This window comes from uncultured Spongiibacter sp. (assembly GCF_964011655.1).
GTDB lineage: Bacteria > Pseudomonadota > Gammaproteobacteria > Pseudomonadales > Spongiibacteraceae > Spongiibacter > Spongiibacter marinus.
In genome coordinates this window covers 72,138-94,400 of record NZ_CAXGPO010000003.1, presented here as the reverse complement: position 1 = coordinate 94,400, position 22,263 = coordinate 72,138, and the positions used below count along the sequence as shown (strand labels likewise).

Annotated in this window: 20 protein-coding genes; 10 read left to right on the top strand and 10 right to left on the bottom strand. The window is 55.7% G+C overall.

Annotation, left to right across the window (positions count from 1 at the left end; translation table 11 throughout):
- Positions 1 to 43: 43 nt before the first annotated feature.
- The 5 genes from ABNS66_RS02890 to speD form a co-directional block, all read right to left on the bottom strand.
- A complete protein-coding gene (locus ABNS66_RS02890; RefSeq protein WP_286838503.1) occupies positions 44 to 2,026 on the bottom strand; it encodes an OmpA family protein in 1,983 nt (660 codons plus the stop codon).
- A 96-nt stretch (positions 2,027 to 2,122) separates the two neighbouring features.
- Positions 2,123 to 2,338 carry a hypothetical protein gene (locus tag ABNS66_RS02885; RefSeq protein ID WP_286838501.1) on the bottom strand — a complete coding sequence of 72 codons (216 nt, stop codon included), beginning with the start codon at positions 2,336 to 2,338 and terminating at the stop codon, positions 2,123 to 2,125.
- A gap of 175 nt (positions 2,339 to 2,513) precedes the next feature.
- Positions 2,514 to 4,778, bottom strand: coding sequence for an Orn/Lys/Arg decarboxylase N-terminal domain-containing protein (locus tag ABNS66_RS02880; protein ID WP_286838500.1), 2,265 nt, complete (start codon positions 4,776 to 4,778; stop codon positions 2,514 to 2,516).
- A 155-nt stretch (positions 4,779 to 4,933) separates the two neighbouring features.
- On the bottom strand, positions 4,934 to 5,788 hold the full coding sequence (gene speE, locus ABNS66_RS02875) for a polyamine aminopropyltransferase (RefSeq protein WP_204996937.1): 855 nt from the start codon (positions 5,786 to 5,788) through the stop codon (positions 4,934 to 4,936).
- Positions 5,781 to 6,236, bottom strand: a complete 456-nt coding sequence (gene speD, locus ABNS66_RS02870) for an adenosylmethionine decarboxylase (RefSeq protein ID WP_027872911.1) — start codon at positions 6,234 to 6,236, stop codon at positions 5,781 to 5,783. The genes speE and speD overlap by 8 nt, the downstream gene beginning before the upstream one ends.
- 214 nt (positions 6,237 to 6,450) lie before the next feature.
- Between speD and msrA the strand changes: the two genes are divergently transcribed.
- Positions 6,451 to 7,092, top strand: a complete 642-nt coding sequence (gene msrA / locus ABNS66_RS02865) for a peptide-methionine (S)-S-oxide reductase MsrA (protein WP_286694790.1) — start codon at positions 6,451 to 6,453, stop codon at positions 7,090 to 7,092.
- Positions 7,093 to 7,167: 75 nt separating this feature from the next.
- On the opposite strand, the gene ABNS66_RS02860 is transcribed toward msrA, so the two are convergent.
- Both ABNS66_RS02860 and ABNS66_RS02855 read right to left on the bottom strand, forming a co-directional pair.
- Complete coding sequence (locus tag ABNS66_RS02860) at positions 7,168 to 8,355, bottom strand: lipid-transfer protein (protein WP_204996939.1); 1,188 nt, start codon at positions 8,353 to 8,355, stop codon at positions 7,168 to 7,170.
- A gap of 28 nt (positions 8,356 to 8,383) precedes the next feature.
- Positions 8,384 to 8,818, bottom strand: coding sequence for an OB-fold domain-containing protein (locus ABNS66_RS02855; protein WP_286838498.1), 435 nt, complete (start codon positions 8,816 to 8,818; stop codon positions 8,384 to 8,386).
- A gap of 248 nt (positions 8,819 to 9,066) precedes the next feature.
- Between ABNS66_RS02855 and ABNS66_RS02850 the strand changes: the two genes are divergently transcribed.
- The 3 genes from ABNS66_RS02850 to ABNS66_RS02840 all read left to right on the top strand — a co-directional run bounded on the left by ABNS66_RS02850 (position 9,067) and on the right by ABNS66_RS02840 (position 11,972).
- Positions 9,067 to 10,254 (top strand): acyl-CoA dehydrogenase family protein, encoded by a 1,188-nt coding sequence (locus tag ABNS66_RS02850; RefSeq protein ID WP_204996940.1) that lies wholly within the window; start codon positions 9,067 to 9,069, stop codon positions 10,252 to 10,254.
- A 51-nt stretch (positions 10,255 to 10,305) separates the two neighbouring features.
- The gene (locus tag ABNS66_RS02845; RefSeq protein ID WP_286838496.1) at positions 10,306 to 11,442 is read left to right on the top strand and encodes an acyl-CoA dehydrogenase family protein; all 1,137 of its coding nucleotides are present in this window, start codon (positions 10,306 to 10,308) and stop codon (positions 11,440 to 11,442) included.
- Positions 11,443 to 11,531: 89 nt separating this feature from the next.
- On the top strand, positions 11,532 to 11,972 hold the full coding sequence (locus ABNS66_RS02840) for a hypothetical protein (protein ID WP_204996942.1): 441 nt from the start codon (positions 11,532 to 11,534) through the stop codon (positions 11,970 to 11,972).
- A gap of 79 nt (positions 11,973 to 12,051) precedes the next feature.
- Here the strand turns inward: ABNS66_RS02840 and ABNS66_RS02835 are convergent, their stop codons facing one another.
- Complete coding sequence (locus ABNS66_RS02835; protein WP_204996943.1) at positions 12,052 to 12,855, bottom strand: thioesterase family protein; 804 nt, start codon at positions 12,853 to 12,855, stop codon at positions 12,052 to 12,054.
- A 207-nt stretch (positions 12,856 to 13,062) separates the two neighbouring features.
- On the opposite strand from ABNS66_RS02835, the gene ABNS66_RS02830 reads away from it, so the two are divergent.
- From ABNS66_RS02830 to ABNS66_RS02815, 4 genes are all read left to right on the top strand, one after another.
- Positions 13,063 to 14,607, top strand: coding sequence for an acyl-CoA synthetase (locus ABNS66_RS02830; RefSeq protein ID WP_286838493.1), 1,545 nt, complete (start codon positions 13,063 to 13,065; stop codon positions 14,605 to 14,607).
- A gap of 106 nt (positions 14,608 to 14,713) precedes the next feature.
- On the top strand, positions 14,714 to 16,627 hold the full coding sequence (locus ABNS66_RS02825; RefSeq protein ID WP_348655199.1) for a TonB-dependent receptor: 1,914 nt from the start codon (positions 14,714 to 14,716) through the stop codon (positions 16,625 to 16,627).
- Positions 16,627 to 17,178, top strand: a complete 552-nt coding sequence (locus ABNS66_RS02820; RefSeq protein ID WP_286694795.1) for a YfiR family protein — start codon at positions 16,627 to 16,629, stop codon at positions 17,176 to 17,178. Before ABNS66_RS02825 ends, ABNS66_RS02820 begins: the two co-directional genes overlap by 1 nt.
- Positions 17,178 to 18,731, top strand: coding sequence for an ATP-binding protein (locus tag ABNS66_RS02815; RefSeq protein WP_286837668.1), 1,554 nt, complete (start codon positions 17,178 to 17,180; stop codon positions 18,729 to 18,731). The genes ABNS66_RS02820 and ABNS66_RS02815 overlap by 1 nt, the downstream gene beginning before the upstream one ends.
- 15 nt (positions 18,732 to 18,746) lie before the next feature.
- On the opposite strand, the gene ABNS66_RS02810 is transcribed toward ABNS66_RS02815, so the two are convergent.
- Entirely contained in the window at positions 18,747 to 19,445 is a 699-nt protein-coding gene (locus ABNS66_RS02810; protein ID WP_286837670.1) for a hypothetical protein, read from the bottom strand.
- A 117-nt stretch (positions 19,446 to 19,562) separates the two neighbouring features.
- Here ABNS66_RS02810 and ABNS66_RS02805 point away from each other — a divergent pair, with 117 nt between their 5' ends.
- Together ABNS66_RS02805 and ABNS66_RS02800 are read left to right on the top strand one after the other, a co-directional pair.
- A complete protein-coding gene (locus tag ABNS66_RS02805) occupies positions 19,563 to 20,351 on the top strand; it encodes an SDR family oxidoreductase (RefSeq protein ID WP_286837671.1) in 789 nt (262 codons plus the stop codon).
- 91 nt (positions 20,352 to 20,442) lie between these two features.
- Positions 20,443 to 21,597, top strand: a complete 1,155-nt coding sequence (locus tag ABNS66_RS02800) for a helix-turn-helix transcriptional regulator (RefSeq protein ID WP_286837673.1) — start codon at positions 20,443 to 20,445, stop codon at positions 21,595 to 21,597.
- Here the strand turns inward: ABNS66_RS02800 and ABNS66_RS02795 are convergent.
- On the bottom strand, positions 21,594 to 22,187 hold the full coding sequence (locus ABNS66_RS02795; protein ID WP_286837674.1) for a hypothetical protein: 594 nt from the start codon (positions 22,185 to 22,187) through the stop codon (positions 21,594 to 21,596). The genes ABNS66_RS02800 and ABNS66_RS02795 overlap by 4 nt on opposite strands.
- Between the last annotated feature and the right edge of the window lie 76 nt (positions 22,188 to 22,263).

Here is a 22,263-nt window from a genome sequence, read left to right as displayed (position 1 = left end):
AAACTGTATTCAGCAAATTATGGGTAGCGCGATGAACGCGCTATCAATTCAAAACCTTGAGTTCTACGCGGCGATTTTGTGCACGACCTTCTTCGCTGTCGTTGTCGCTGGTAGGTTGACTCTCACCGTAGCCACGAGCCTGTAAGCGCTCGCTTTCAATACCGTGTTCAATGAAATACAGCTGCACAGCAGCGGCGCGGCGGTGTGACAAGTCCATGTTGTAGTCATCGCTGCCTTTGCTGTCAGTGTGGCCAGCAACTTCCAGGCGCTCGGCGCCTGAAGCCTGGATGACCTTGATCGCGGCGTCGAGTGTTGCTACCGACTCTGGGGTCAGTACCGCCTTATCAAACTCGAAGAACACGCCTTCCAGACGCAGCGGTTGCAGGTCGTCCAGGTGGCAGCCATTTGGCAGGACGGCAGCGCCAGCTGGCGTATCGGCACATTTGTCGCGGCTGTCGCAGACACCGTCGGCATCTGCGTCAGCACACTGGCCGCCGTTCAGGCTGTCGGCATCGACCAAGCCAATTAGCGCGGGGTTGTTGTTGCCGTTGAGATCGTTGCCATTATCGATAGCGTCAACATTTCCGCCCAGGGTGTCGTTTAACAAACCATTGCCATCGGCGGTGTTGTCATCGTTGTTGGTCAGGGCGTCTTCCAGGCTACCGCCGGTGACATCGCCAATCAGTCCGTCAACAGGGTCGGTAACGGGCTCCAGCAGGTCGGTAACCGGGTCAACAACCGGGCTCAGCGCGCCCAGCAGCGGCTCACCAATTTGGTTGTCGATAACATTGGTGAGTGGGTCGAGCAATGTGTCGACAGTTTCCAGCAGCGGGTCAAGGGCTTCACCCAAGCCAGCCGTGAGGGGTAGGGGTGAGGCTTCACCCGCTTCGGTGCCGCTGTTCGGATCTTCAGGGCCGCCCAACAGGTCGTTAACAACACCGTTACCATCGCTGGTGTTGTCATCGTTGTTGGTCAGGGCGTCTTCCAGGCTGCCGCCGGTGACTTCTGCTAACAGGCCATCGACAGGGTCGGTAACCGGCGCCAGGGTATCAAGCAGCGGTTCTGTCACAGGGTTCAAGCCGTCTAGCAAGGGCTCTAACAAAGTGTCGTCGAGGGCGTCGGTCACTGGGTCGAGTGTTTTGTCCAGCGCATCAACCAGCGGCGTCAATGCTTTGCCGAGTGGGCCGGTTACTAAGGGAAGCGGTGACGCCTCGCCTGCTTCGGTACCGCTGTTCGGATCTTGCGGGCCACCCAGCAGGTCGTTTACCACGCCATTGCCGTCGCCCGGGTTGTCGCCATTATTGGTTAAGGCATCTTCCAAGCTACCACCGGTGAGGTCGGAAACCAGGCCGTCAACGGGGTCGGTCACGGGCTCCAGTACATCCAGCAGCGGCTCAGTAACCGGGCTCAGGCCATCCAGGACGGGCTCAAGCAGGGTGTCATCCAGTGCGTCGGTGAGCGGGTCGAGAGTGCTGTCGAGTGCGTCGATCAGTGGGGTGAGCGCTTTACCCAGGGGGGCGGTGATTGCCGGAAGAGGGGAAAGTTCTCCCGCCTCAGTGCCGCTATTGGGGTTCTCGTCGGCGCCGAGTAAGTCGTTGACCAGGCCATCACCGTCGCCGGGGTTAAACATGTCGTCATTCGTGAGAGCGTCTCTCAGTGAACCGCCGGTGAGATCTTCAACAATGCCGTCTACGGGCGCCACAATGGGGTCGAGTCCGGTGAGAAGAGGGGTGGTCAACGGGCTCAGTGCGCCCAATAAGGGCTGTGCGAGTTGCTGGTCTATCGTGTCGGTGACGGGGTCTAGCGTGGTATCCAGCGCGTCGACTAAGGGGTTTAAGGACGCTCCGAGGGGTTCGGTAATGGGCCCGAGCAGCGCTGGCAGGTCGATAAGCACGGCTCCTTTACCGTCATTGCCAATACCGATGATGCCCAATAGCTGCGCGTTCGCTAACTGGCTGGCGCCAAGGCTGCAAACCGCGGTGGCGATCAGCAATTTGCGTAGCTTAAAACGTGATGGGGGGAACATATCCGTTGCCTCTCTGGTCATTCTGCAGCATGCGCTGCGCTTTAATGTAAAACGAAACTGATATCGCTCCGCTCGCTGAGAATAAGGAGCGAGCAGTCAAAATTTGTATTTAGCAATCGTTGCTGCCAACAGGTCTTCCTGACAGTGGTGGCACATGGTGATTCTGGTCAGCGGCGCACCGGGGTAGCTTTGTGAAGTATCGCCGCGGCTTAGCAAAAGCGTTAAAGCTCTCTCTACTTTATAAGTATTTTCCGCAGGAATTAACAGCTTACCTGTGAAAAATACCGACTTGCGTCGCAAATTGTGTGTCATACGCTACCCAAGATAACTCAGAGCTTAGTATTTGGGTATTTGTGGAAGGGCGTAATCGCGAAAAAAAGCGGTAGCGCCCCGCACACGCCGTGAATGGGATTATCGCTGCGTTTTGTGACGTAGTGAGGGCGCTGGAGGAATAAGTGCTGTTTAAGGTGTCAAAGTGTGACCGTCGTCACGCTTTGTCCTCGTTAATGACGACATCGACGAAGTAATGATCTTCACCGTCAATGTTTTCTCGCACAAGCCCGTGACAATCGGTTTCAAAGCCGGGGAAGCGCGAGTTAAAGTCCCTGACAAACTGCAGGTAGCGGACAATCGTTCGGTTGAAACGCTCGCCGGGAATCAGCAGAGGAATGCCAGGGGGGTAGGGCGTTACCAGCATGGCGGTTGTGCGCCCTTCCAGTTCGTCAATGGCGACCCGCTCAATTTGGCGGTGTGCCATTTTTGCCCACGCATCAGCAGGTATCATCGCGGGCTCGATTTTCGAGGTATACATATCCGTTGTGATGCGAGCTAGGTCGTACTCCTTGTATACGCTGTGAATATCGTTACATAAATCGCGTAAGCCGACCTTGTCGTATTGCGGATGTTTGCGAGCGAAAGCCGGCATCACACGCCACAGAGGAAGGTTGGCATCGTAGTCATCTTTGAATTGCTGTAACTCTGTCACCATGGAGTTCCAGCGGCCTTTGGTAATGCCGATGGTGAACATGATGAAGAACGAGTACAGGCCGGTTTTTTCTATGATGATGCCGTGTTCCGCCAGGTACTTACTCACGATCGACGCTGGTATGCCGGTATCGTCGAAGTTGCCGTCGACATCCAATCCCGGGGTGATGATTGTCGCTTTGATTGGGTCGAGCATGTTGAAGCCCGAGTCGATATCACCGAAGCCGTGCCAGCGATCGCCGGAGTGAATCACCCAGTCGTCGCGCTCGCCGATCCCTTCTTCAGCCAGATACTCCGGTCCCCAGACTTTAAACCACCAGTCGTCACCGTGATCGGCATCGACTTTGCGCATAGCGCGCCGAAAGTCGATGGCTTCCAGAATGGACTCCTCCACCAGCGCTGTGCCGCCGGGCGGCTCCATCATGGCGGCAGCAACATCGCAGGAGGCGATAATGGCGTACTGCGGGCTGGTGGAAGAATGCATCAAATAAGATTCATTAAAGCGGTGAGTGTCCAGCTTTCTGTGTTCGGCGTTTTGCACCAGAATTTGTGAAGCCTGCGACAAACCCGCTAATAGCTTGTGCGTGGATTGCGTGGCGAAGACCAGTGTGTCATCGGCGCGAGGGCGATCATTGGCGATGGCGTGCATGTTCTTGTAGAACGGATGGAAGGCCGCGTGAGGCAGCCAGGCCTCGTCGAAATGCAGGGTGTCGATGGTCGCGCCGAGGATGCCTTTAATTTCCTCTACGTTGTAGACAATGCCGTCATAGGTGCTCTGCGTGATGGTTAAAATGCGCGGCTTGCGGTCGGCAAAATCACGGGCGAAGGGGTGGTTTTCAATTTTCTTACGAATTTCATCCGGGCAAAATTCGCTTTTTGGAATTGGCCCGATAATGCCGTAGTGGTTGCGTGTTGGCGTGAGGAATACCGGGATCGCACCCGTCATAATAATGCTGTGTAGAATCGATTTATGGCAGTTGCGGTCAACCACCACAATATCGCCAGGCGCGACTACTGAATGCCAAACAACCTTGTTCGACGTCGAGGTGCCATTGGTGACAAAAAACAGATGATCGCAGCCGAATATCCGCGCGGCGTTGTGCTCACTGTCGCTCACCGGCCCGGTGTGGTCGAGTAACTGGCCGAGCTCTTCTACCGCGTTACACACATCGGCACGCAATAAGTTTTCTCCGAAAAACTGGTGAAACATTTGCCCAACAGGGTTCTTCAGGAAGGCAACGCCGCCCGAGTGACCCGGGCAGTGCCAGCTGTATGAGCTGTCGCTGGCGTAATTCATCAGCGCATTGAAAAACGGTGGTGCCAGTGATTCCAGGTACTTGTTGGCCTCACGAATGATATGCCGGGCAACAAACTCCGGCGTATCTTCAAACATATGGATGAAGCCATGTAGCTCGCGCAGAATCTCATTGGGTAAATGGCGCGAGGTGCGTGTTTCGCCGTATAAAAAAACCGGAATATCGGTGTTGCGATGACGAACAGCCTGCAAGAAATCCTGAATTGCACTCAGCGCGTGACTGGCTGCTTCGTCGCTGCCGTCGCAGAATTCCTCATCGTCTATTGAAAGGATAAAACAAGACGCGCGGCTCGCCTGTTGGGCAAAGGCCGTTAGGTCGCCATAGCTGGTAAAGCCGACAACCTCCATGCCCTCGCGGCCGATGGCGTCAGCGAGGTCGCGAATGCCGGAGCCGGAGATATTCTCCGAGCGGAAGTCTTCATCAATGACAACAACGGGAAAACGAAATTTCATAGCGGGTGCTCTTTAAAATATCAGTGCTCGTCGACGGGCGATGCTGTCACTAGACTAGTCGATTTGCAAAAAAAATGAGAGGGCGGCGCGATATTTCGGCGGCCGCCTAAATTTGGCTGGGCCTGCCAGCTGGACGCAGCGGACAGGCCGGGGCTTTAGTCGCCTTTCAATATATTGAGAATATATTGCGGAAGGGCAAAGCTGCCGTGATGCAGGGCCGGCGTGTAGTAGCGGCTGGTGATGCCGCTGTCAGCGAAACGCTGTTGCAGCGTTTCCAGGTCGAGCTCTCGTAAGCTGGGGTCATCGCTGGCCCAAGCGAAAGTCATAATGCCACCAACGTAGGTGGGCACAGCGGCAGCATAGAAGTGACAGTCCGCGAATAAGGGCGAGAGGCGCTGGTGGGTAGTGCGCACTTCCTCGGGTTGCATAAAGGCCACACCATTTTGCGCAGCGAATACACCACCGGGTTTTAAGCAGCGCTTAATCCCTTCGTAGAAGGGTGAGGTGAAGAGCACCTCGCCAGGCCCGATGGGGTCGGTGCTGTCTGACAAAATAACATCGAACTGACGGCCACAATTTTGCACGTAGTCGATGCCATCGCCAATGACGATTTCAGCGCGCGGGTCATCGTAGGCACCGCTGGAGTGCCGCGGCAGGTACTCGACACACATATCGATAACCGCTTGGTCAATCTCGACCTGCACGGCGCGCTCAACGCTGGCATGGCGAAGCACTTCGCGAAGCAGGCCGCCGTCACCGCCGCCGATGATCAGCACGTCTTTCGCCTTACCGTGGGCCAAAAGTGGCACGTGGGCGAGCATTTCATGGTAGACGAACTCGTCGCGCTCGGTGGTCTGAATAACACCGTCCAAGGCCATCACACGGCCAAAATCGACAGAGTCGAAGATGACGAGATGCTGGTGCTCGGTTTTGCTTTCGAACAGCACCTTTTTAACACGGAATCCTTGGTGGTATCCGCTGTGAAGGGTCTCGTCGAACCATTCAGACATCGTCCATTCTCCCGCGCAGATTTTCCCCGACCTCAATGCGTGAGGGGGAGAAGGCTTTTTGCAGGATGCCGACAGCTAATTCGGGTTTGGCGTCACCGCACATAAAGACGTCGAAGGCGGCATAGTCGCGCTCCGGCCAGGTATGTACGCTGATATGAGACTCCGCCAAGACCGCAACACCGGACACGCCGCCGTTGGGCGTGAAATGGTGCATGTGAATATGCAGCAGGGTTGCACCGCATTCTTTAACGCAGTCCAGGAAGGCTTTTTCCATACGGGGGATATCATCGAGATGGGAGGCGCCCCAGAGGTCGATGATCAGGTGTGTGCCGGCGTAGGCAACGCCATCGCGCACGATGAAGTGATCGAGATTTTCATCCGATGCAGTGATCGGGTTAGTCGTGGCAGCGCCCGCCTCCAGAGAAGGCATAAGATCCAAGCTTTTCATCTAGCATAAATCCTCCGCAGGGTTGAAAGAGGCGGCGATTTAAACCGTTTTATTGGCAAATAGCAATAAAAAAACTGGGTGAATTTTAGGCGTTTATTTCAATGCCGGCCAATGTTGCCCAGCGCCAGGGGCCTGGCGGGTTTCAGGGCTAGTCAGGGCCATGTGAATCAGGGCATAGTGGGCCTATCGACAAGTGACCGACAGGAGCATTTTCATGAGTATTTTCGACCGTTTGCGCAAACCGAGTGCGATTCCAGCGGCGAGCGAAGCACTGCCCGGTCGCAGTGAGGAAATGCCTGTGCCGGAGCGGCACACGGTGTTGGGGGCACCGCTTAAGGGGCCGTTTCCCGACCATTTGCAGTCAGTGGTTGTGGGGCTGGGCTGTTTTTGGGGGGCGGAGCGAAAGTTTTGGCAACTGCCCGGCGTGTACACCACGGCGGTGGGCTACAGCGGTGGGCATACGCCGAATCCCACGTACGAAGAGGTGTGCTCGGGGATGACTGGCCACAACGAGGTGGTGTTGGTGGTATTTGATCCGGCGGTATTAAGCCTTGATGCCCTGCTGCGCTGCTTTTGGGAGAGCCATGACCCAACGCAGGGGATGCGTCAGGGCAATGATGTGGGCACGCAATACCGCTCGGGCATTTATACCTACCAGGACGCGCAGCGCGCTGCTGCCGAGCAAAGCCGCGAGACGTATCAGGAAAAGCTGACCGCAGCGGGCTATGGCGAGATCACGACCGAGATTGTGCCCGCGGGGCCGTTTTATTATGCGGAGGCCTATCACCAGCAATATCTGGATAAGAATCCCGGGGGGTATTGCGGCTTGGGTGGCACAGGTGTGTCGTGTTCGTAGTGGGCTCTGTCGGACTGAAATAATACGCATAAAAAACGGGGCCTGAGCCCCGTTTTTTATGGTTTGCCGTCGTGGCTATTTCTTAACAATTACCGATGAGCCGTGGCCGAACAGGCCCTGGTTGGCGGTAATGCCCACCCGGGCGCCTTCAACCTGGCGCTCACCCGCCTCGCCGCGCAGCTGCCACGTCAGCTCACAGACCTGTGCCAGCGCTTGAGCGGGCACAGCCTCGCCAAAGCATGCCAGACCGCCCGAGGGGTTAACAGGCAGACGGCCGCCGAGTTTGGTATCGCCATTGCGCACCAGTTGTGCAGCCTCACCGCGCGGGCACAGCTGCAAGTCTTCATACCAGTCCATTTCCAGTGCTGAGGAGAGGTCGTAGACTTCGGCAACGTTGACGTCTTCCGGGCCGATTCCCGCCTGCTCATAGGCCTTTGCTGGCAGTGCCGCGCGGAAGCGGTGAGCTTCTACGCCCGCTGCAGCCGCTGAGTCGGTGGCGATATCGGGCATTTCCACCACGGCGCTGGCAAAGGTGGGTGTGACGGTTGATACGGCCGCCACGCGGACGGCGTCGGCTTTGCCCAGGCGCTTTGCGTAGTCCATGCTAGATACAATCATTGCCGCGCCGCCATCTGATGTGGCGCAGATTTGCAGCAGACGCAATGGATCAGCCACCATGGCCGAGTTCATCACATCTTCCATGGTAAATTTTTTCTTGTAGCGGGCATTGGGGTTGGTGAAACCGTGCTCGCTGTTTTTAATTTTTACCCGTGCAAAGTCTTCTTCTGTATCGCCAAACAAATCCATACGACGGCGGGCATACAGTGCAAAGTAGGTGGGGTTGGTAATTCCCAGGTAAAAACGCAGCCAATCCGGGTCTTCCGGGCGGTAGCCTTTGGCCGGCGCGAGGAAGCCCTTAGGGGTGGTGTCGGCGCCGACAACTAAGGCAACTTCGCATTCGCCGGCAAGAATTTTTGCTTGTGCGGCGGCGAGCGCCTGAGAGCCGGAGGCACAGGCGGCGTAAGACGTATTTACTTGCGCACCCTGCCAGCCCAATGCCTGGGCGAAGGTCGCCCCGGCAACATAACCGGGATAGCCGCAGCGCATGGTTGCTGCGCCCGAAACAAAGCCCACATCCTGCCAGGGAATGCCGGCGTCTTTCAGTGCCGCGCGCGCAGCGTGCACGCCGTACTCGCTGAAGTTCTTGCCCCATTTGCCCCAGGGGTGCATGCCGACGCCCAAGATGGCGATATCGTTACTCATTGAATTCTCCCGTCATCGAGTCTGCGGCTCAGCCCAGTGGCTTCCACTTCCAAGTAATTTTTACCGACTCGTCGTCTTCGTGCAGTGTTTCTAATACCAATTCGACTTCCTGGCCGACTTTCAGGTCTTTGGGGCCGACGCCTTTGACCGTTTGTCCCAGAATGATCATCTGTTCTTTTTCCAGTTCCACTGCGGCAATGCCGTAGGGAACGAAGGGCTCTTCGGCGACAAAGGGCTCGGGTGGCTTGTAGCACGCATCGGTGTAGGACCAAATTTTTCCGGTGCGACTGAGCTGTACCTCGCTAAATGTCTCGCCTTCGCAGTTGGGGTTGCGACAGAAGGACAAATTTTTGGGGAAGTAGTAGGTGCCGCAGTCGTCGCACTTTGCGCCGATAAGGTGGGGCGTATCAGTATCGAGGGTATACCAACCTTCGATTGCCGCCTGTACAGGCTTGTCACTCATGCCGAATCTCCGCTTGAGGGTGCAACCTTGGCACCATTGAGTGAGGGGTAAACAGCCGCAAATGATCGCAAGTGTTGCTGGCGCGAGCTATCGTCTGAATGGTTGAGTGGCAGCGTAAAGGCGTTATGAACGCATATGTCATGTGGGTGACGGCTTTTGCAATTGTCGCAGTGACCCGGCCGCTTATTATGGTGACAAGCGTCAACCAAAACTGCCAACGACTGGCGGCGACACAGAGGAAGGCAACAATGAAAGTTGAGTTTAGCGCAGAGCAGAATGCGCTGCGCAAAGAATTACGCGCGTATTTCGAGGCATTGATGACGCCGGAGCTCAAGGCCGAGTGCGACGAGAGCATGGGAGAGGGCGGTGGCCCGCTATGGCGCGAGGCGCTCAAGCAAATGGGGCGCGATGGCTGGATAGGTGTTGGCTGGCCAAAAGAGCTCGGTGGTCGCGGTATGAGCCCCATCGAGCAGTTTATTTTCGTAGAAGAAGTCATGCGCGCGGGTTACCCCTTCCCATTCCTGACAACCGAGTCGGTCGGGCCGCAGCTGGCCGAGCACGGTAATGAATGGCAGAAGCGAGAGATCGTACCCAAGATCCTCGCCGGTGAATGTTTGATTGCGATTGGCTACTCCGAGCCGGGCGCCGGCACCGATCTGGCGAGTTTGAAAACATCGGCGGTGCGCGACGGCGACGGCTGGCTGATCAACGGTCAAAAAATGTGGACCAGCCTCGCGCATTTTTGCGACTACGTTTGGCTTGCCTGCCGAACGGATCCCGACGCAGCGAAACCGCACAAAGGTATTTCCATGTTTTTGGTGCCCACTAACGATCCAGGCTGGTCGTGCAGTCCGGTGGTCACCTTGGGTGGCGTGCGCACCAACGCAACCTACTACGACAATATTCGCGTGAATGACGACGCGCTGGTGGGCGAGGAAAACGCGGGCTGGAAGCTGATTACCAGCCAGCTGAACCGCGAGCGTCTCAGTTTGGTGAACTTTGGACCCACTGCAGAAATGTTTAATAACGTAGTGCGGTGGGCCCAGCAAACTGACCTGCCCGAGGGTGGAAAAATCATCGACCAACCCTGGGTGCAGATCAACCTGGCGAAAGTCCGTGCCGGTGTCGAGGCACTTAAACTGGTGTGCTACAAGCAGGCGTGGGCAATGACCGAAGGCCAGCTGGATATGGCCGATGCCTCAGCGGCGAAAGTCTACGGGTCTGAGTTTTTCATCGAGGTGTATCGCCTGTTGGGCGAGGTCATTGGCCAAGCGTCACTGATTAATCGTCGCACGCCGGGTGCCGACCCCATCGCATCGCGAATTGAGCGCCTGTATCGCACGGCATCAATTATTACGTTTGGTGGCGGCACCAACGAAATTCAGCGTGACATCATTTCCGCCGCCGGTTTGTGGATGCCCCGGGCATCGCGCTAGATGCGTCGTGTTTACCCCGGCGAAGAGTGAACGAATAGAGAGAAAACAGTTATGGATTTCGGACTTTCAGAACAGCAGCGCGATGTGCAAAACCTTGCGCGCGAAATTCTCGGCGAACAGGTAACAGCGGAAAAGCTCGCCAAGTACGACAGCTACGCGGCGGAGCGTTTTGACCGCGAACTATGGCAGCAGGTTGCTCAGGCGGGGCTGCTGGGTGTTGCCATTGAAGAGCAATATGGCGGTATGGGCTTCGGTTTTTTTGAAGCGGCCCTGATTGCAGAAGAAGTCGGGCGAAATATTGCTCCGCTGCCATTTATTTCTCACTGTATTTCGGCGGCGATGCCGGTGCAGCAATTCGGCAGTGCCGAGCAAAAGCAGCGCTTACTGCCCGGAGTGGTGAGCGGTGAACAGTTGCTCACAGCCGCGTTGATGGAAGCGAACAATGAGGACCCCACTCAGCCGCGTGTATGCAATGCGCGGGCTGACGGCGAGGCGGTGCTGATCAGCGGTGAGAAGCTCTGCGTTCCCTTTGCGGCGCAAGCTGACTATGTACTGCTGGCCGCGACCGACGGTGACGGGGCCGTTGTTGTAATGCTGCCTCGTCAGGCAGAGGGTGTTGCGCTTGAAGCGATGGAAGTGACGACTTACGAGCCACAATACCGGCTGACGCTCAGTAATGTGCGTGTGGGCGCAGAGAATATTCTGGCCCGCGGGGAGCAGGCGCAGCAGTTGCTCGCTTCGGTCGCCGAGCATACGACGGCAGCATTGTGCGCGCATCAACTTGGTGCCAGTGATAAAGCGATGCGGATGACCGCGTCTTACACGGCCGAGCGCCAGCAGTTTGGCGTGCCGATTGCGACATTTCAGGCAGTGGGCCACCGCGCGGCTAATTGTTTTATCGACGTGGAATGCCTGCGTTTGAATTGCTATCAGGCGATCAGTCGTCTCGACGATGGTGTCGACGCGAGTGTCGAAGTGGCGATTTCGAAAGTGTGGGCAGGGGATGTTGGTCATCGGGTTAGCTACGCCGCCCAGCACTTGCACGGTGGCACGGGCATTGACCGCGACTACCCGCTGTGGCGCTACTGTACGTGGTTGCGTCACAACGAAATGATGCTGGGTAGCTCCGCACGCAGCCTTGCCGCGCTGGGCAGCAAAATAGCCGTGGGCGAGGCTTTTTGCGCCTAGAGATAGCGCGGGAACGCAAATAGCTGGCTGTTATTCCTTTGGCCAGGTGTTAGCATTCCCGCATTATCGGTATAAAAAGGAATGCGCCCATGTCTATGCGTCATAGCTTGTCTTGCGCCGGTTTATTGTTGCTGGGGGTGGCAGTTACCGCCTGCGCTCAGCCGCAGCCGTCGGCACAAACGGTTTCACGACAAAGCGGTATTATTGAAAGCCAGGTAGGATTTATTGATACGGTCTCGGGTGCGCGCGTTGAGGCGGTGGAGAATGTCCCCGGCAAGACAGAATATCGTGTACTGGTGTCGCTACCGGCATCGGGCGATCAACCGCCAACCGAGATAGAGGAAGTGCTGGTTACTGCCCCTCGGGTTGACCCGGAGGCACCAGCGATCAGCCCTCGCTATGAGTTCGTTCAGGACTATGCCAACGACCGCTACGGTTTTTACATCTATCTGGGCAAGCAGCGCAACGTGCCATTTCGTCTTTACTTTAAAGACCATTCGGCACAGAGCATTCAGAACACTCAGCCGTAAATAACGACTCAATGCGAGTCTGCCATGTGTGACAGGCTCGCTCTTTTTCTTCTGGTTACGACTCTACTGGCCTACGCCATTACTTCTCGAACACTGTAGCGACTTGGCGGCTAAACATTATGGGCACGCCGCTCGGTGACCAAATTGTTGCGTAGTTGCAAAAGTAACCATTACTCCCGGCTTGGCTGCGGTAGTCCATAAACCACCAGTTGTCGGCTGTATCGCCGGCACTTACCGCATTGGGAAACTCCAAATACCAGCTCAACGAACTGCCAACCCCAGGCGGTTTGATCATATTCAGGCCTGGCATTGGCGGTGCATCTGCCAGGGCAATCAGCGCACTTTCGGTAAGCGCAGTGGTATCGCGAAAACGCAGCCACAGTGAAAAATCAGCGCTGTCTCCCCCCGATAATGGCAGGTGACCGCTGGCGAGCGCCATATCAAAGTGTTGCGTAAACGCGGGCGTCAGGCCGTCAATGAAAGGCAGTAGCATGCAGTCCTGCGGCGCCGGAATCGAGGTCGGCATCGCCGGTCCCTCGACAACGACCGCAGATTGACGATCCTTGCCATACGTCGCATTGATCGCGGTAGCCACTTCACCCTCACAGCGCAGCTCTCCTTGAATGTGGGTAACCGAGCCGCCGTCGCGTAAGTGGCGAAGTGCCACTTGGTGATTGCCAGCGGGGGCCGGGCCAACAAAGCTTACCGCCAGGGAGCGCAAGCGGCGGGCTGGCTCTATCTCACTGCGCATGGCTTGGGCGATCAGGGCACTGCTAAGCCCCCCAAATGCGGTGCGGCCCTGCAGCCAGCTTTCGTCAACATTTGCTGTGTAAAGGCCGTCGCTGCCTCGCACCGCTGCCATGAGTTGGTCAAAAGCGCTCATTTGCCGATTCCCTGTGTTTGAGTACATAGTGCTTGCCAGTATAGGTAATGTGTTCACTGACAACAACGGCCGTGCATTCCCGCTTGTCTTGGCTCGTGTTTTTGGTATGAGCAAGGCTTGATCCCAGAGCGCTGCGCGCTTATCGTCAGCAAGCTACTTAGAAAAGTAGTGAGCGAAAACAATAATAATTTTTATGGAGTGACTATCGTGCAGCACCCGCAATTTCACGCCCAGAAACAACCGCAAAAAGCCGCTTGTATCCTTGCCAACACGGGTGAGGTAATGACTTATGCCGAGTTGGATGCCCAGTCCAACCAGCTCGCCCAACTGTTTTACAGCCGCGGTTTACGTGCCGGGGACCACATTGCCTATCAAATGGAAAATAGCCACTGCTTTCTTCAAATTGCCTGGGCAGCCCAGCGCAGCGGCTTGGTGTTCACGCCACTGCACAGTCATTTGCGGCCTGCCGAAGTGGCGTACATCCTGGAAAATTCAGGGGCCAAGCTGTTTATCTGTTCACCTCGCTACCTTGAAACGGCGCAGCAACTAGACAGGTCGGCATTGCCGGCCGTACAGCACTGGTTTATCAGCACTGGTGAGGCGCCCAATTTTGACTCCCTGCAAGCGGCGATGGCCGAGTGTCCGTCGGTACCGCTAGCGCAGCAATGTGCGGGGGTTCCGATGCTTTACTCTTCGGGAACGACCGGCCAGCCAAAAGGCATTAAACCCAGCCTACCCGAGCAAACCTTTGACGAGGTGCCAGCCGTTATGCAGGGTATTGCTGCGTTCCTGGGGATTAATAGTGAGTCGACGTATCTGACGCCGGCGCCGCTTTACCACGCGGCCCCCATGCACAGCGTTATGGCGGCAATGGCTCTGGGCGGTACGGTGGTAATGATGGACGGTTTTGACCCAGAGCTGTCGCTTCAAGCGATCGAAAAATACCGTGTGGATTGCAGTCAGTGGGTACCCATTATGTTTATCCGCCTGCTGAAACTGCCTGAAGCGGTGCGCAGCAAATACGATCTCAGCTCCTTGAAGGCGGCGACGCATGCGGCGGCGCCGTGTCCCGCTGATGTGAAGCGCAAGATGATCGAATGGTGGGGGCCGATTATCAACGAGTATTACGCCGCCAGTGAAGGTATTGGCATGACCGCCATTGATAGCGCGCAGTGGCTCGCACACCCTGGCTCAGTGGGCCAGTCTTTGATGGGCGAGGTACACATCGTCGACGACGATGGCAATGAATTGCCCTGCGGCGAAACCGGAATGATTTACTTCTCTGGCTTTGGCGACTTTGAATACCACAATGAGCCGGAGAAGACCGCTGGTGCTCACCACCGAGATGGCTGGGCTACGGTTGGTGATATGGGCTATGTCGATGACGAGGGCTATCTCTATCTGGCCGATCGCCGCGACTTTATGATTATTTCAGGTGGAGTGAACATCTATCCTCAAGAAGTGGAGAATACCCTGATTGCTCACCCAGAGGTCGCTGATGTCGCCGTGTTTGGGCTTCCAGATGAGGAGTTTGGCGAACGAGTGGTCGCGGTGGTTCAGCCAGAGCAGGGGTGCACTGGTAATGCTGAGCTGGCTGACCGGTTGCGAGGCTGGTGTCGTGACTCTGTCTCGGCATTGAAGTGCCCGAAGGCGTTTTTCTTTGAGGCGCAGTTACCGAGGAAGGACAACGGGAAAATGTATAAGAAACCCCTCCAAGAAAAATACCGTCAAGCCGCAGCAGTGGAGGCCTGAGTAGGTAAAAGCTGCAATGGTGCAGTAGGCGCTTTTGTCCTAGTTTGAAAAGTGGATGCAATAGTCATCCACTAAGCAAATAACAACAATGACGCGGACAATGGTTATGCGCCTTTTATTGCAAACGGGTATTGCGCTCGGCCTGGTCACTTTCTCGTTGAGCGCCGCCTCGTCAACAATCCAGCTAGCGTCGTTGGAAACACTTGGCGAACTCAGTCTCGAAGACCTAATGGATATCGAGGTGGTCTCGGCTTCTAGGCGGGCGGAGCCCTTGCAAGATACCGCCGCGGCAGTGTTTGTGTTGGACGCGGAGGATATTCGCCGCAGCGGCGTGCGCACACTTGCCGAGGCCCTGCGCTTGGTGCCAGGGCTGCAGGTAGCAAGGGTTGATTCACATAGCTGGGCGGTAACCGCTCGCGGTTTCAACAGCACACTTGCCGATAAGCTCGAAGTATTAATGGACGGTCGCAGCTTATATACGCCGTTATTTTCCGGCGTATTTTGGTATACCCAAGATACTGTGATGCGCGACATAGAGCGCATTGAGGTTATACGTGGCCCCGGCGCTGCGCTATGGGGGGCGAATGCTGTCAATGGCGTGGTGAATATCGTTACGCGCTCAGCCAAGGACACGCTCGGAGGGTGGGTTGCCGCGGGCGGCGGTGGAAACTATCGAGGCTATACCGAGGCGAGGTACGGCGATGAGTTTGCTGGCGACGGTTTCTATCGTGTCTATGCCAAAAGTCAGTGGCACAGCGAACAGCAAGCTGCCAGTGGCGGGGATAGCGGTGATGAGTGGGTACACCGCCAAGCGGGATTTCGCACTGATAATAAATTATCGGATGCGCTGCGCTTAACCGTTCAGGGTGATGCCTACCGCGGCCACGTGGCTGTGCCGACAGGGGGCAAGCAAGAATATCACCGCGGCGAAAATCTGATAATGCGTCTAAGTCAGCAGCATGCCGGTACGGCGAATTCAGAATACCAACTCGTCTATGATCGCAGCGCTTTTAACAATCGACTGAATTTCTCTGAGCAGCGACGCCTGCTGGATTTCGAAGTGAAGCATAATCGCCCGATCGGGCAGCGGCAGGAGCTGGTGATCGGCGGTGGCTTTAGGTTTAGTCGCGATCACATCGGCGATGTTAACCCCTTTCTCACCGACTTTAGCCCTCGCAAGCGCGAGGACGAAACCTATGATTTGTTTATCCAAGATCAAATCAATTTTTTAAACAAGCGCCTGCGCCTCACTCTGGGCGCTAAACTCGAGCACAACGATTACAGTGGCGATGAGTTTCAACCAAGTGTCCGGGCTCGCTATAAAATTAATCCCGACAGCACGGTATGGGCAGCCTGGTCTCGGGCGGTTCGTATTCCCAACCGTCTGGATCAAGATGTCTCGTTTTCGGGTGGCTTTTTCGGCGGTGATCGCAGTTTTCACTCCGAGGAATTGACGGCGCTGGAGGCGGGGTATCGTCAGCAGTTGAGCGGCAGTTTGTCCATAGACATCGCCGGCTTTTATAACGAGTACGAGGAGCTGCGTGGACTCACTGATGACCTGACTAACCCTCAGACGCCGCCACCGATATTAATCGATAATATTGGCAGCGCGCGCAGCCATGGTGTTGAGCTGACCGCGCGATGGCGAGCAAGAGCAAACATCGAGTTACTGACCAGCTATCGCTATTTCGACCTGGATGCCTCCACTCCGCCGGGCAGTTTGGATCAGTCTATTGCCGATGCCGATGCCAACGATCCCAGTCATCAGCTGAAAACGCGCATGGATTGGGATATCAATGATCGCTGGTCGCTGTTCCTTGCGGCACGATGGATTGGCCCTCTGGATGATCAAAATGTTGATGCCTACGCGGCAATTGATATGAATGTAATGTGGCGTATCAACGACCAGCTCGAAGCGTCTGTGCGCGTGAGTAACCTCAATGACGATGCTCATGCGGAGTTTGGTGGCGGCGTAGAGATACGGCGCAGTGTGCAAGCGCAATTGAGCTGGATGTTCTAATGATTTGGGGCAGGCGGTTCTGTGCAATAGCTTTGGTGTTGGGCCTGGCCGGCAATGCGTTTGGGCAAGGCCTGGAGCAGCGCGTTAAGGCGGCGTATCTGGTTAACTTCACGCGCTTTATCAGTTGGCCCCCAGCGGCGATACGGGGTGGCGAGGAGGCAATTGATATATGCGTGGTCGGTGACCGCGACATTGCCATCGCGCTTTCCGCATTAATCAAGTCGAAATCGAGCAATGACCTCGGCATACGCAGCCGATTGATACTCCTCCCCGAAGAGAGCGAGGGGTGCGAGGTGCTATACCTCGCTGATAATAGCGGAGAGCTACAGCGCTACTGGCTGCAAAAATTACCCCAGGACCACATCTTAACCATCGCCGATAACGGCGACTTTATCGATGCGGGCGGCATGATCAGTTTTGTTATCGTGTCGGGTAAGCTGCGCTTTGATATCAATCAGGCCAATATCCACCGCTCCGGTATGTCGGTGAGTTCGCGGCTTTTGAGCTTGGCGAGAACGGTGCGCCGCTCTGCTGCGAAGGGTAGTTCCTGATGCTAAGGGATTTGCCGATACAGCGAAAAATACTGGTGTCGATTGTCGGCACGGTCACGATCGTGTTGGTGATGATCGAAACGGTTTTCGTGCTGTATAACTGGTTTAGCGTACGGGAAACCGTCCAGAAGAATTTGCTGGCCGTTGCAGAGGTTTTTTCGCTCAATACAACGGCGGCAATGAGTTTTTCAGACTCCCAGGCCGCTGAGGAAATATTGTCATCGCTGCGTGGCATGCCGGAAATCCATCGCGCGTGTTTGTATCAAGGGGAAACCAAACAAGCGCAGCTATTTGCCAGTTATGTGCGCGGCAGTGATGCCAAGGACTGCCCGCTAAGCCTGTTAGACGTGAAGGCCTCCAAGCTGCAGGTGCTTACAGTGAATCGCGATGTCTGGCTCGGCAGCGAGCGCCTTGGGCGCCTGGTGATTGAACGTCAGCTATCCGACCTGTGGGCAAGTACCCGCCTCGATATTATGTTGCTGCTGCTTATGCTTCTGCTCAGTGTGGGTATTGCTTTTGTTATATCCAATACTTTACAGAAACTCATTGCCGGGCCGATTCTTGCGTTGCTCGATACCACGCGAAAAGTGTCGCTGTCGGGTGACTATAGTTTGCGCGCCGACAAGCATGGCGACGACGAAGTCGGAGAATTAATCGATGGCTTTAATGTTATGCTCTCCCACATTGCCACCCGTGATACCGACTTGGCGAGAGCGAAGGAAGAGCTGACGCTCCGTATACATCAGGCCGATGCGGCGAATACTGAACTTCGCAAGGCCGTAGAGGACTTGAACCGAACGCAGAAACAGTTGGTCGCCACTGAAAAAATGGCCTCACTGGGTGGCCTGGTGGCCGGTGTGGCGCATGAGGTGAATACCCCCGTTGGTGTGAGTGTCACGGCCGCGTCGACGCTGCGCGCCGAGAGTATAGAAGCGGAGCAGGCCTACAACGACGGGAAATTGACCGGCAGTGGTCTGAAGCATTACTTCGAACACTGCATGCAATCCACCGAGATTATTCTCAATAATCTGCGCAGAGCGGCAGACTTAGTGCACAGCTTTAAACAGGTGGCGGTGGATCAAACCAGCTTTGAACGCAGGAAATTTAATCTTAAAAGCTATTTTGATGAAACCCTGCTGAGTCTGCGACCAAACTTGAAGAATACGCAGATCGCTGTAGAAATAGACTGTGAGGCGTCACTGGAAGCCAACTCCGTGCCGGGCGCGATCTCGCAGATATTTACCAACTTGCTGATGAATTCCCTTATGCATGCCTTTCCAGGCGGTGAAGCCGGCCGCATACGCGTGGTGGTAACCGAATGCGACGGCGATATTGAAATCTGCTATAGCGATGATGGCTGCGGTATGGATGAAGAGGCGCGAGAAAAGATTTTTGAACCGTTTTTCACCACCAAGCGCGGCGCAGGCGGGAGTGGCCTGGGCATGCATATTGTCTTTAATCTTGTCAGCCAACAGCTGAAAGGGCAGGTTGAGGCCTTGTCTGCCTTAGGGGAAGGAACTGAGGTGCGTATTCGTTTCCCGTCGGGTCTTTAAATATCTAATTTGGCCTTAGAACCGATAACTCAGCGCGAGCATCGCGATAGGCAACAGGTTCAAGTCATCCAATTCATTTTCAACTTCGCGCTGTTCGGCTGCCACTTCCTCTCGACATTGCTGGTTGGTGTTGCAGCTCCCCGTCGAGCGGATCTTAACGTTGGCGTCCCCGAGGTAGGCAACGCCCACGTCGGCGCTGAAGTGAAAACCTTGCCCGGTAGCTCTGGACCAGCCAATACCGAGGTAGGGGCTCACCGGTTCGAAGTCGATGTTGGTAATAACATCTCCGAGTATCGCGGGCGAAAAGCGGCTGTTGCCGAACTCACAGTTTGTGGTGCCAGGTACGGGAGAGTTTTCTTCGCAGCGGGTAATAACCTTGGCAGAGCTGTTGTTAATTAAGATGCCTGCACTTACCCGAAACCATTTGCCACTGGGGTGCCAGTCGGTCAGCAGATAGGCATTGCGCAGATCGACATCGCTTTTGTAGCTGAGCTCATCGCCCTCAATACCGTTGTTGTCATCCCCTTCAAAGTCCAGTTTAAAACTGCCGTACAAGGCGCCACCGCGAATGCCAAGTTGCGGGGTAAAGCTGTATCCAAGCTCCGCGCCACCGCCAATCGTTGAAGCCTGTAGGCGCAGCGATGTGTCGGCGAGCGCAGGCGTGCTCACGGCCAGGCAGAGTAGTGTTGAGGTGGTATATCGACGTAGGTGCATGTTTCCTCGCTGTATATTCTGGCTTGGCGCTTCCACCCATTCGGGTGGTGCTGCTCGGGTCGAGCCTAGGTAGGCTTCAGGGACAAGTAATTCGAATAATTAAACAGGATAGTCAAAATGTTGCTTAGAGACAAAGTCGTCATTGTGTCGGGTATCGGCCCGGGCTTGGGACAGGAGCTGGCCCTTGAAGCCGCGCGCCAGGGAGCAAAAGTGGCGATGTGTGCCCGCACCGCCAGTAAACTCGATGATGCTGAAGCCCTGATTCGCAGTGAGGGCTTAGACAATGCGGTATTGAAGGTGGCTACCGATATTAGTGACCGCAAGCAATGTGCAGAGCTGGTTGCCAAGACAGTTGCCGAATTTGGCCGTATCGACGTGTTGTTTAACAGTGCCTACAACCCCGGAAACTTTGGGCCTATCGCTGAGGCAGATTTGGACAGCTGGCGAGACGCCATGGATGTGAACTTCTTCGGCACCATGGGGCTGACGCTTGAAGTCGTGCCGCAAATGAAGAAGCAGGGTGGCGGCGCGATCGTGATGATCAACACCATGGTAACCCGCAAACCCATGCCGACTCAGGGCGGCTACGGCGCCTCCAAGGCGGCGCTTGCCAGTGCAACCGCTCACCTGGCGCTAGAACTGGGGCCTGACAATATTCGTGTGAATTCGGCCTATATGGGCTGGATGTGGGGGCCGTCGGTCGAGGGCTATTTCCAAATGAATGCAGAGGCTGGCGGCCCCAGTGTCGAAGAGCAAAAAGCTGCTGTAGCTGCCAATATCCCGCTGCGCCGTATACCCGATGACGGCGACTGCGCCAAAGCCGCTGTGTTTTTGGGGTCGGAGTACTCTCGAGCGCTGACCGGTGCCGCGCTCGATGTAAATGGTGGCGATTTCTTGCCACATTAAACCGCTGCGAGGATTTAGTGCGCTATAGATGAATTCCATGCGGTCAGCGCTTAGAATCGAGGCTATTGCATCACAATGGCCTCGATCTTCTATGTCTGAGATTTCTATCTCGCCGCGTATGGACGCTCTGCTGCGCGCGCTCTACGGTGGCACTTTGGAAACGCCGCCCTGGCAGGCGTTTCTGGATCAGCTCAGGGACGCCTTGGGCGGTAATTATGCGACCTTGCTGCTGCGGCCGCCGAATGAGCACGACCCCGGCGTGATACTCAATGCGCTGGTGGTTTCACCGGAAATCTATCGCGCCTACAACGAGACCTATTTTGCCTTAGACCCCTTTGTGAATCTTCCCGATGGCGATGTCGTCACCGTGGCTGAGTACATGTCGGCAGAGGAGTTCGAGGCGTCCGAGTACTATCAAAATTATATAGAGCCAGCCAATGTGCGGCACATCCTGGGTGCTGATTTATGGCACGGTGAGGAGCTACTGGCACGGCTGCGCGTCACGCGGCCAGAGAGCCGCGAAGATTTTGGCGCGCGGGAAAAGGCCCTGTGCAAGCAACTGCTGCCACATATTAAACAGGCGGTGCAAATCCACTCCCGGTTACGTGAAAGTGAACGCGAGCGAGTGCTGTATGCCAATACCATCGACAGTTTGTCGGTGGGCGTGATTACCCTGGATGCCAACGGCGATAGCTTAAATAGCAACCCAGTGGCCGAGCGCCTGTTAGCACAGGGGCGCGGTGTCGCATTGCAGGGAGGGCGCCTGAGTTTTGAAAATCGGCGTGAGCAGCAAGACTTCAAAATGCTACTTGGCGAGGTAATACAGGCGCATCACCAGCGCGAGGCAGGCTGTGTTCGCGCCTTTCGCCTTGCAGGTGCCAGCTCATTGAGTGGCTTAAGCCTGCTGATACGACCCCTGCCGCACAGTGACCACGGTGGTGAGCGGCGTCCGGCCGTAGCGGTGTTCATTAGTGACCCCATGGCACCGCGTCAGGCACCTAGTGATGTGTTAATCGAACTGTTCGGTTTAACACCTGCAGAGTCTAAATTGGCGGTGCGACTGGTTAACGGGCAAAGCCTGGACGAGGCATCGCTCAGCTTAAATATTTCTCGGAATACGGCTAAGTCGCATCTCAGCTCGGTGTTTTCGAAAACCGGCGTCGCGCGGCAAACGCAGTTAATTCAGTTGATTTTGAATAGTGTCGTCACGCTGGCCGGTGAGCCGGCCAGCGATCGTCACGACTAGCTGGTGGGCGCTTTTTTAGCGGCTGCCTTTTTGGCTGCGGCCTTTTTAGCTGCGGCCTTTTTAGCGGGAGCTTTTTTTGCTGGTGCTTTTTTAGCAGCGGCTTTTTTTGCTGGTGCCTTTTTGGCTGCGGCTTTTTTAGCAGGGGCTTTCTTTGCCGCTGCCTTTTTAGCGGCCGCTTTCTTAGGTGGGTTTTTCTTGTCGAAGTCGCGCGCAGCATCGCGGGCAGCCTTAGCCAGAGCCTTGGCACGCTGATAGTCAGCCTTTAAATCCTGCATTTGTTCGCGGGCCATAATGACCAGCGCCTTGGCGTCCACCTCAAGCTCGCGCGCAGAGTCCACGGCCTTGTGGGCGCGCTCCACCTGACGCTGTATGCGGGCATCCATATTTTCTTTGGCTTTCTTTTGCAGCTCGCGCAGCTTTTCCTGCTCCTGGCGAATTTTCGCTCGCGCTTTTTCAGTTTGCGCCTTAGCGCGCTCCAGTGCTTTATCCGCGTCGGATATTAAGCGGTCGCGTAGTTTTTCTACTTTATCTTCCAGAGATTCAATCTCCCGGTTGATCAGCGCTACAGGGTCTAGTTTTTGTTTAGCCATGCTTTCTGACTCCGTCATAAAGTGTTGGGGTACGTCGCGAGCAGGAAGTCTGTTCGTTGGCTTAACATAGCAAATT

Coding starts and splice junctions, on each gene's coding strand:
- ABNS66_RS02845 (WP_286838496.1), top strand. CDS start 10,306: ATGGATTTCGGACTTTCAGAACAGCAGCGCGATGTGCAAAACCTTGCG.
- ABNS66_RS02885 (WP_286838501.1), bottom strand. CDS start 2,338: ATGACACACAATTTGCGACGCAAGTCGGTATTTTTCACAGGTAAGCTG.
- ABNS66_RS02815 (WP_286837668.1), top strand. CDS start 17,178: ATGCTAAGGGATTTGCCGATACAGCGAAAAATACTGGTGTCGATTGTC.
- ABNS66_RS02840 (WP_204996942.1), top strand. CDS start 11,532: ATGTCTATGCGTCATAGCTTGTCTTGCGCCGGTTTATTGTTGCTGGGG.
- ABNS66_RS02835 (WP_204996943.1), bottom strand. CDS start 12,855: ATGAGCGCTTTTGACCAACTCATGGCAGCGGTGCGAGGCAGCGACGGC.
- ABNS66_RS02795 (WP_286837674.1), bottom strand. CDS start 22,187: ATGGCTAAACAAAAACTAGACCCTGTAGCGCTGATCAACCGGGAGATT.
- speD (WP_027872911.1), bottom strand. CDS start 6,236: ATGAAAAGCTTGGATCTTATGCCTTCTCTGGAGGCGGGCGCTGCCACG.
- ABNS66_RS02860 (WP_204996939.1), bottom strand. CDS start 8,355: ATGAGTAACGATATCGCCATCTTGGGCGTCGGCATGCACCCCTGGGGC.
- ABNS66_RS02880 (WP_286838500.1), bottom strand. CDS start 4,778: ATGAAATTTCGTTTTCCCGTTGTTGTCATTGATGAAGACTTCCGCTCG.
- msrA (WP_286694790.1), top strand. CDS start 6,451: ATGAGTATTTTCGACCGTTTGCGCAAACCGAGTGCGATTCCAGCGGCG.
- speE (WP_204996937.1), bottom strand. CDS start 5,788: ATGTCTGAATGGTTCGACGAGACCCTTCACAGCGGATACCACCAAGGA.
- ABNS66_RS02850 (WP_204996940.1), top strand. CDS start 9,067: ATGAAAGTTGAGTTTAGCGCAGAGCAGAATGCGCTGCGCAAAGAATTA.
- ABNS66_RS02805 (WP_286837671.1), top strand. CDS start 19,563: ATGTTGCTTAGAGACAAAGTCGTCATTGTGTCGGGTATCGGCCCGGGC.
- ABNS66_RS02820 (WP_286694795.1), top strand. CDS start 16,627: ATGATTTGGGGCAGGCGGTTCTGTGCAATAGCTTTGGTGTTGGGCCTG.
- ABNS66_RS02890 (WP_286838503.1), bottom strand. CDS start 2,026: ATGTTCCCCCCATCACGTTTTAAGCTACGCAAATTGCTGATCGCCACC.
- ABNS66_RS02800 (WP_286837673.1), top strand. CDS start 20,443: ATGTCTGAGATTTCTATCTCGCCGCGTATGGACGCTCTGCTGCGCGCG.
- ABNS66_RS02810 (WP_286837670.1), bottom strand. CDS start 19,445: ATGCACCTACGTCGATATACCACCTCAACACTACTCTGCCTGGCCGTG.
- ABNS66_RS02855 (WP_286838498.1), bottom strand. CDS start 8,818: ATGAGTGACAAGCCTGTACAGGCGGCAATCGAAGGTTGGTATACCCTC.
- ABNS66_RS02825 (WP_348655199.1), top strand. CDS start 14,714: ATGCGCCTTTTATTGCAAACGGGTATTGCGCTCGGCCTGGTCACTTTC.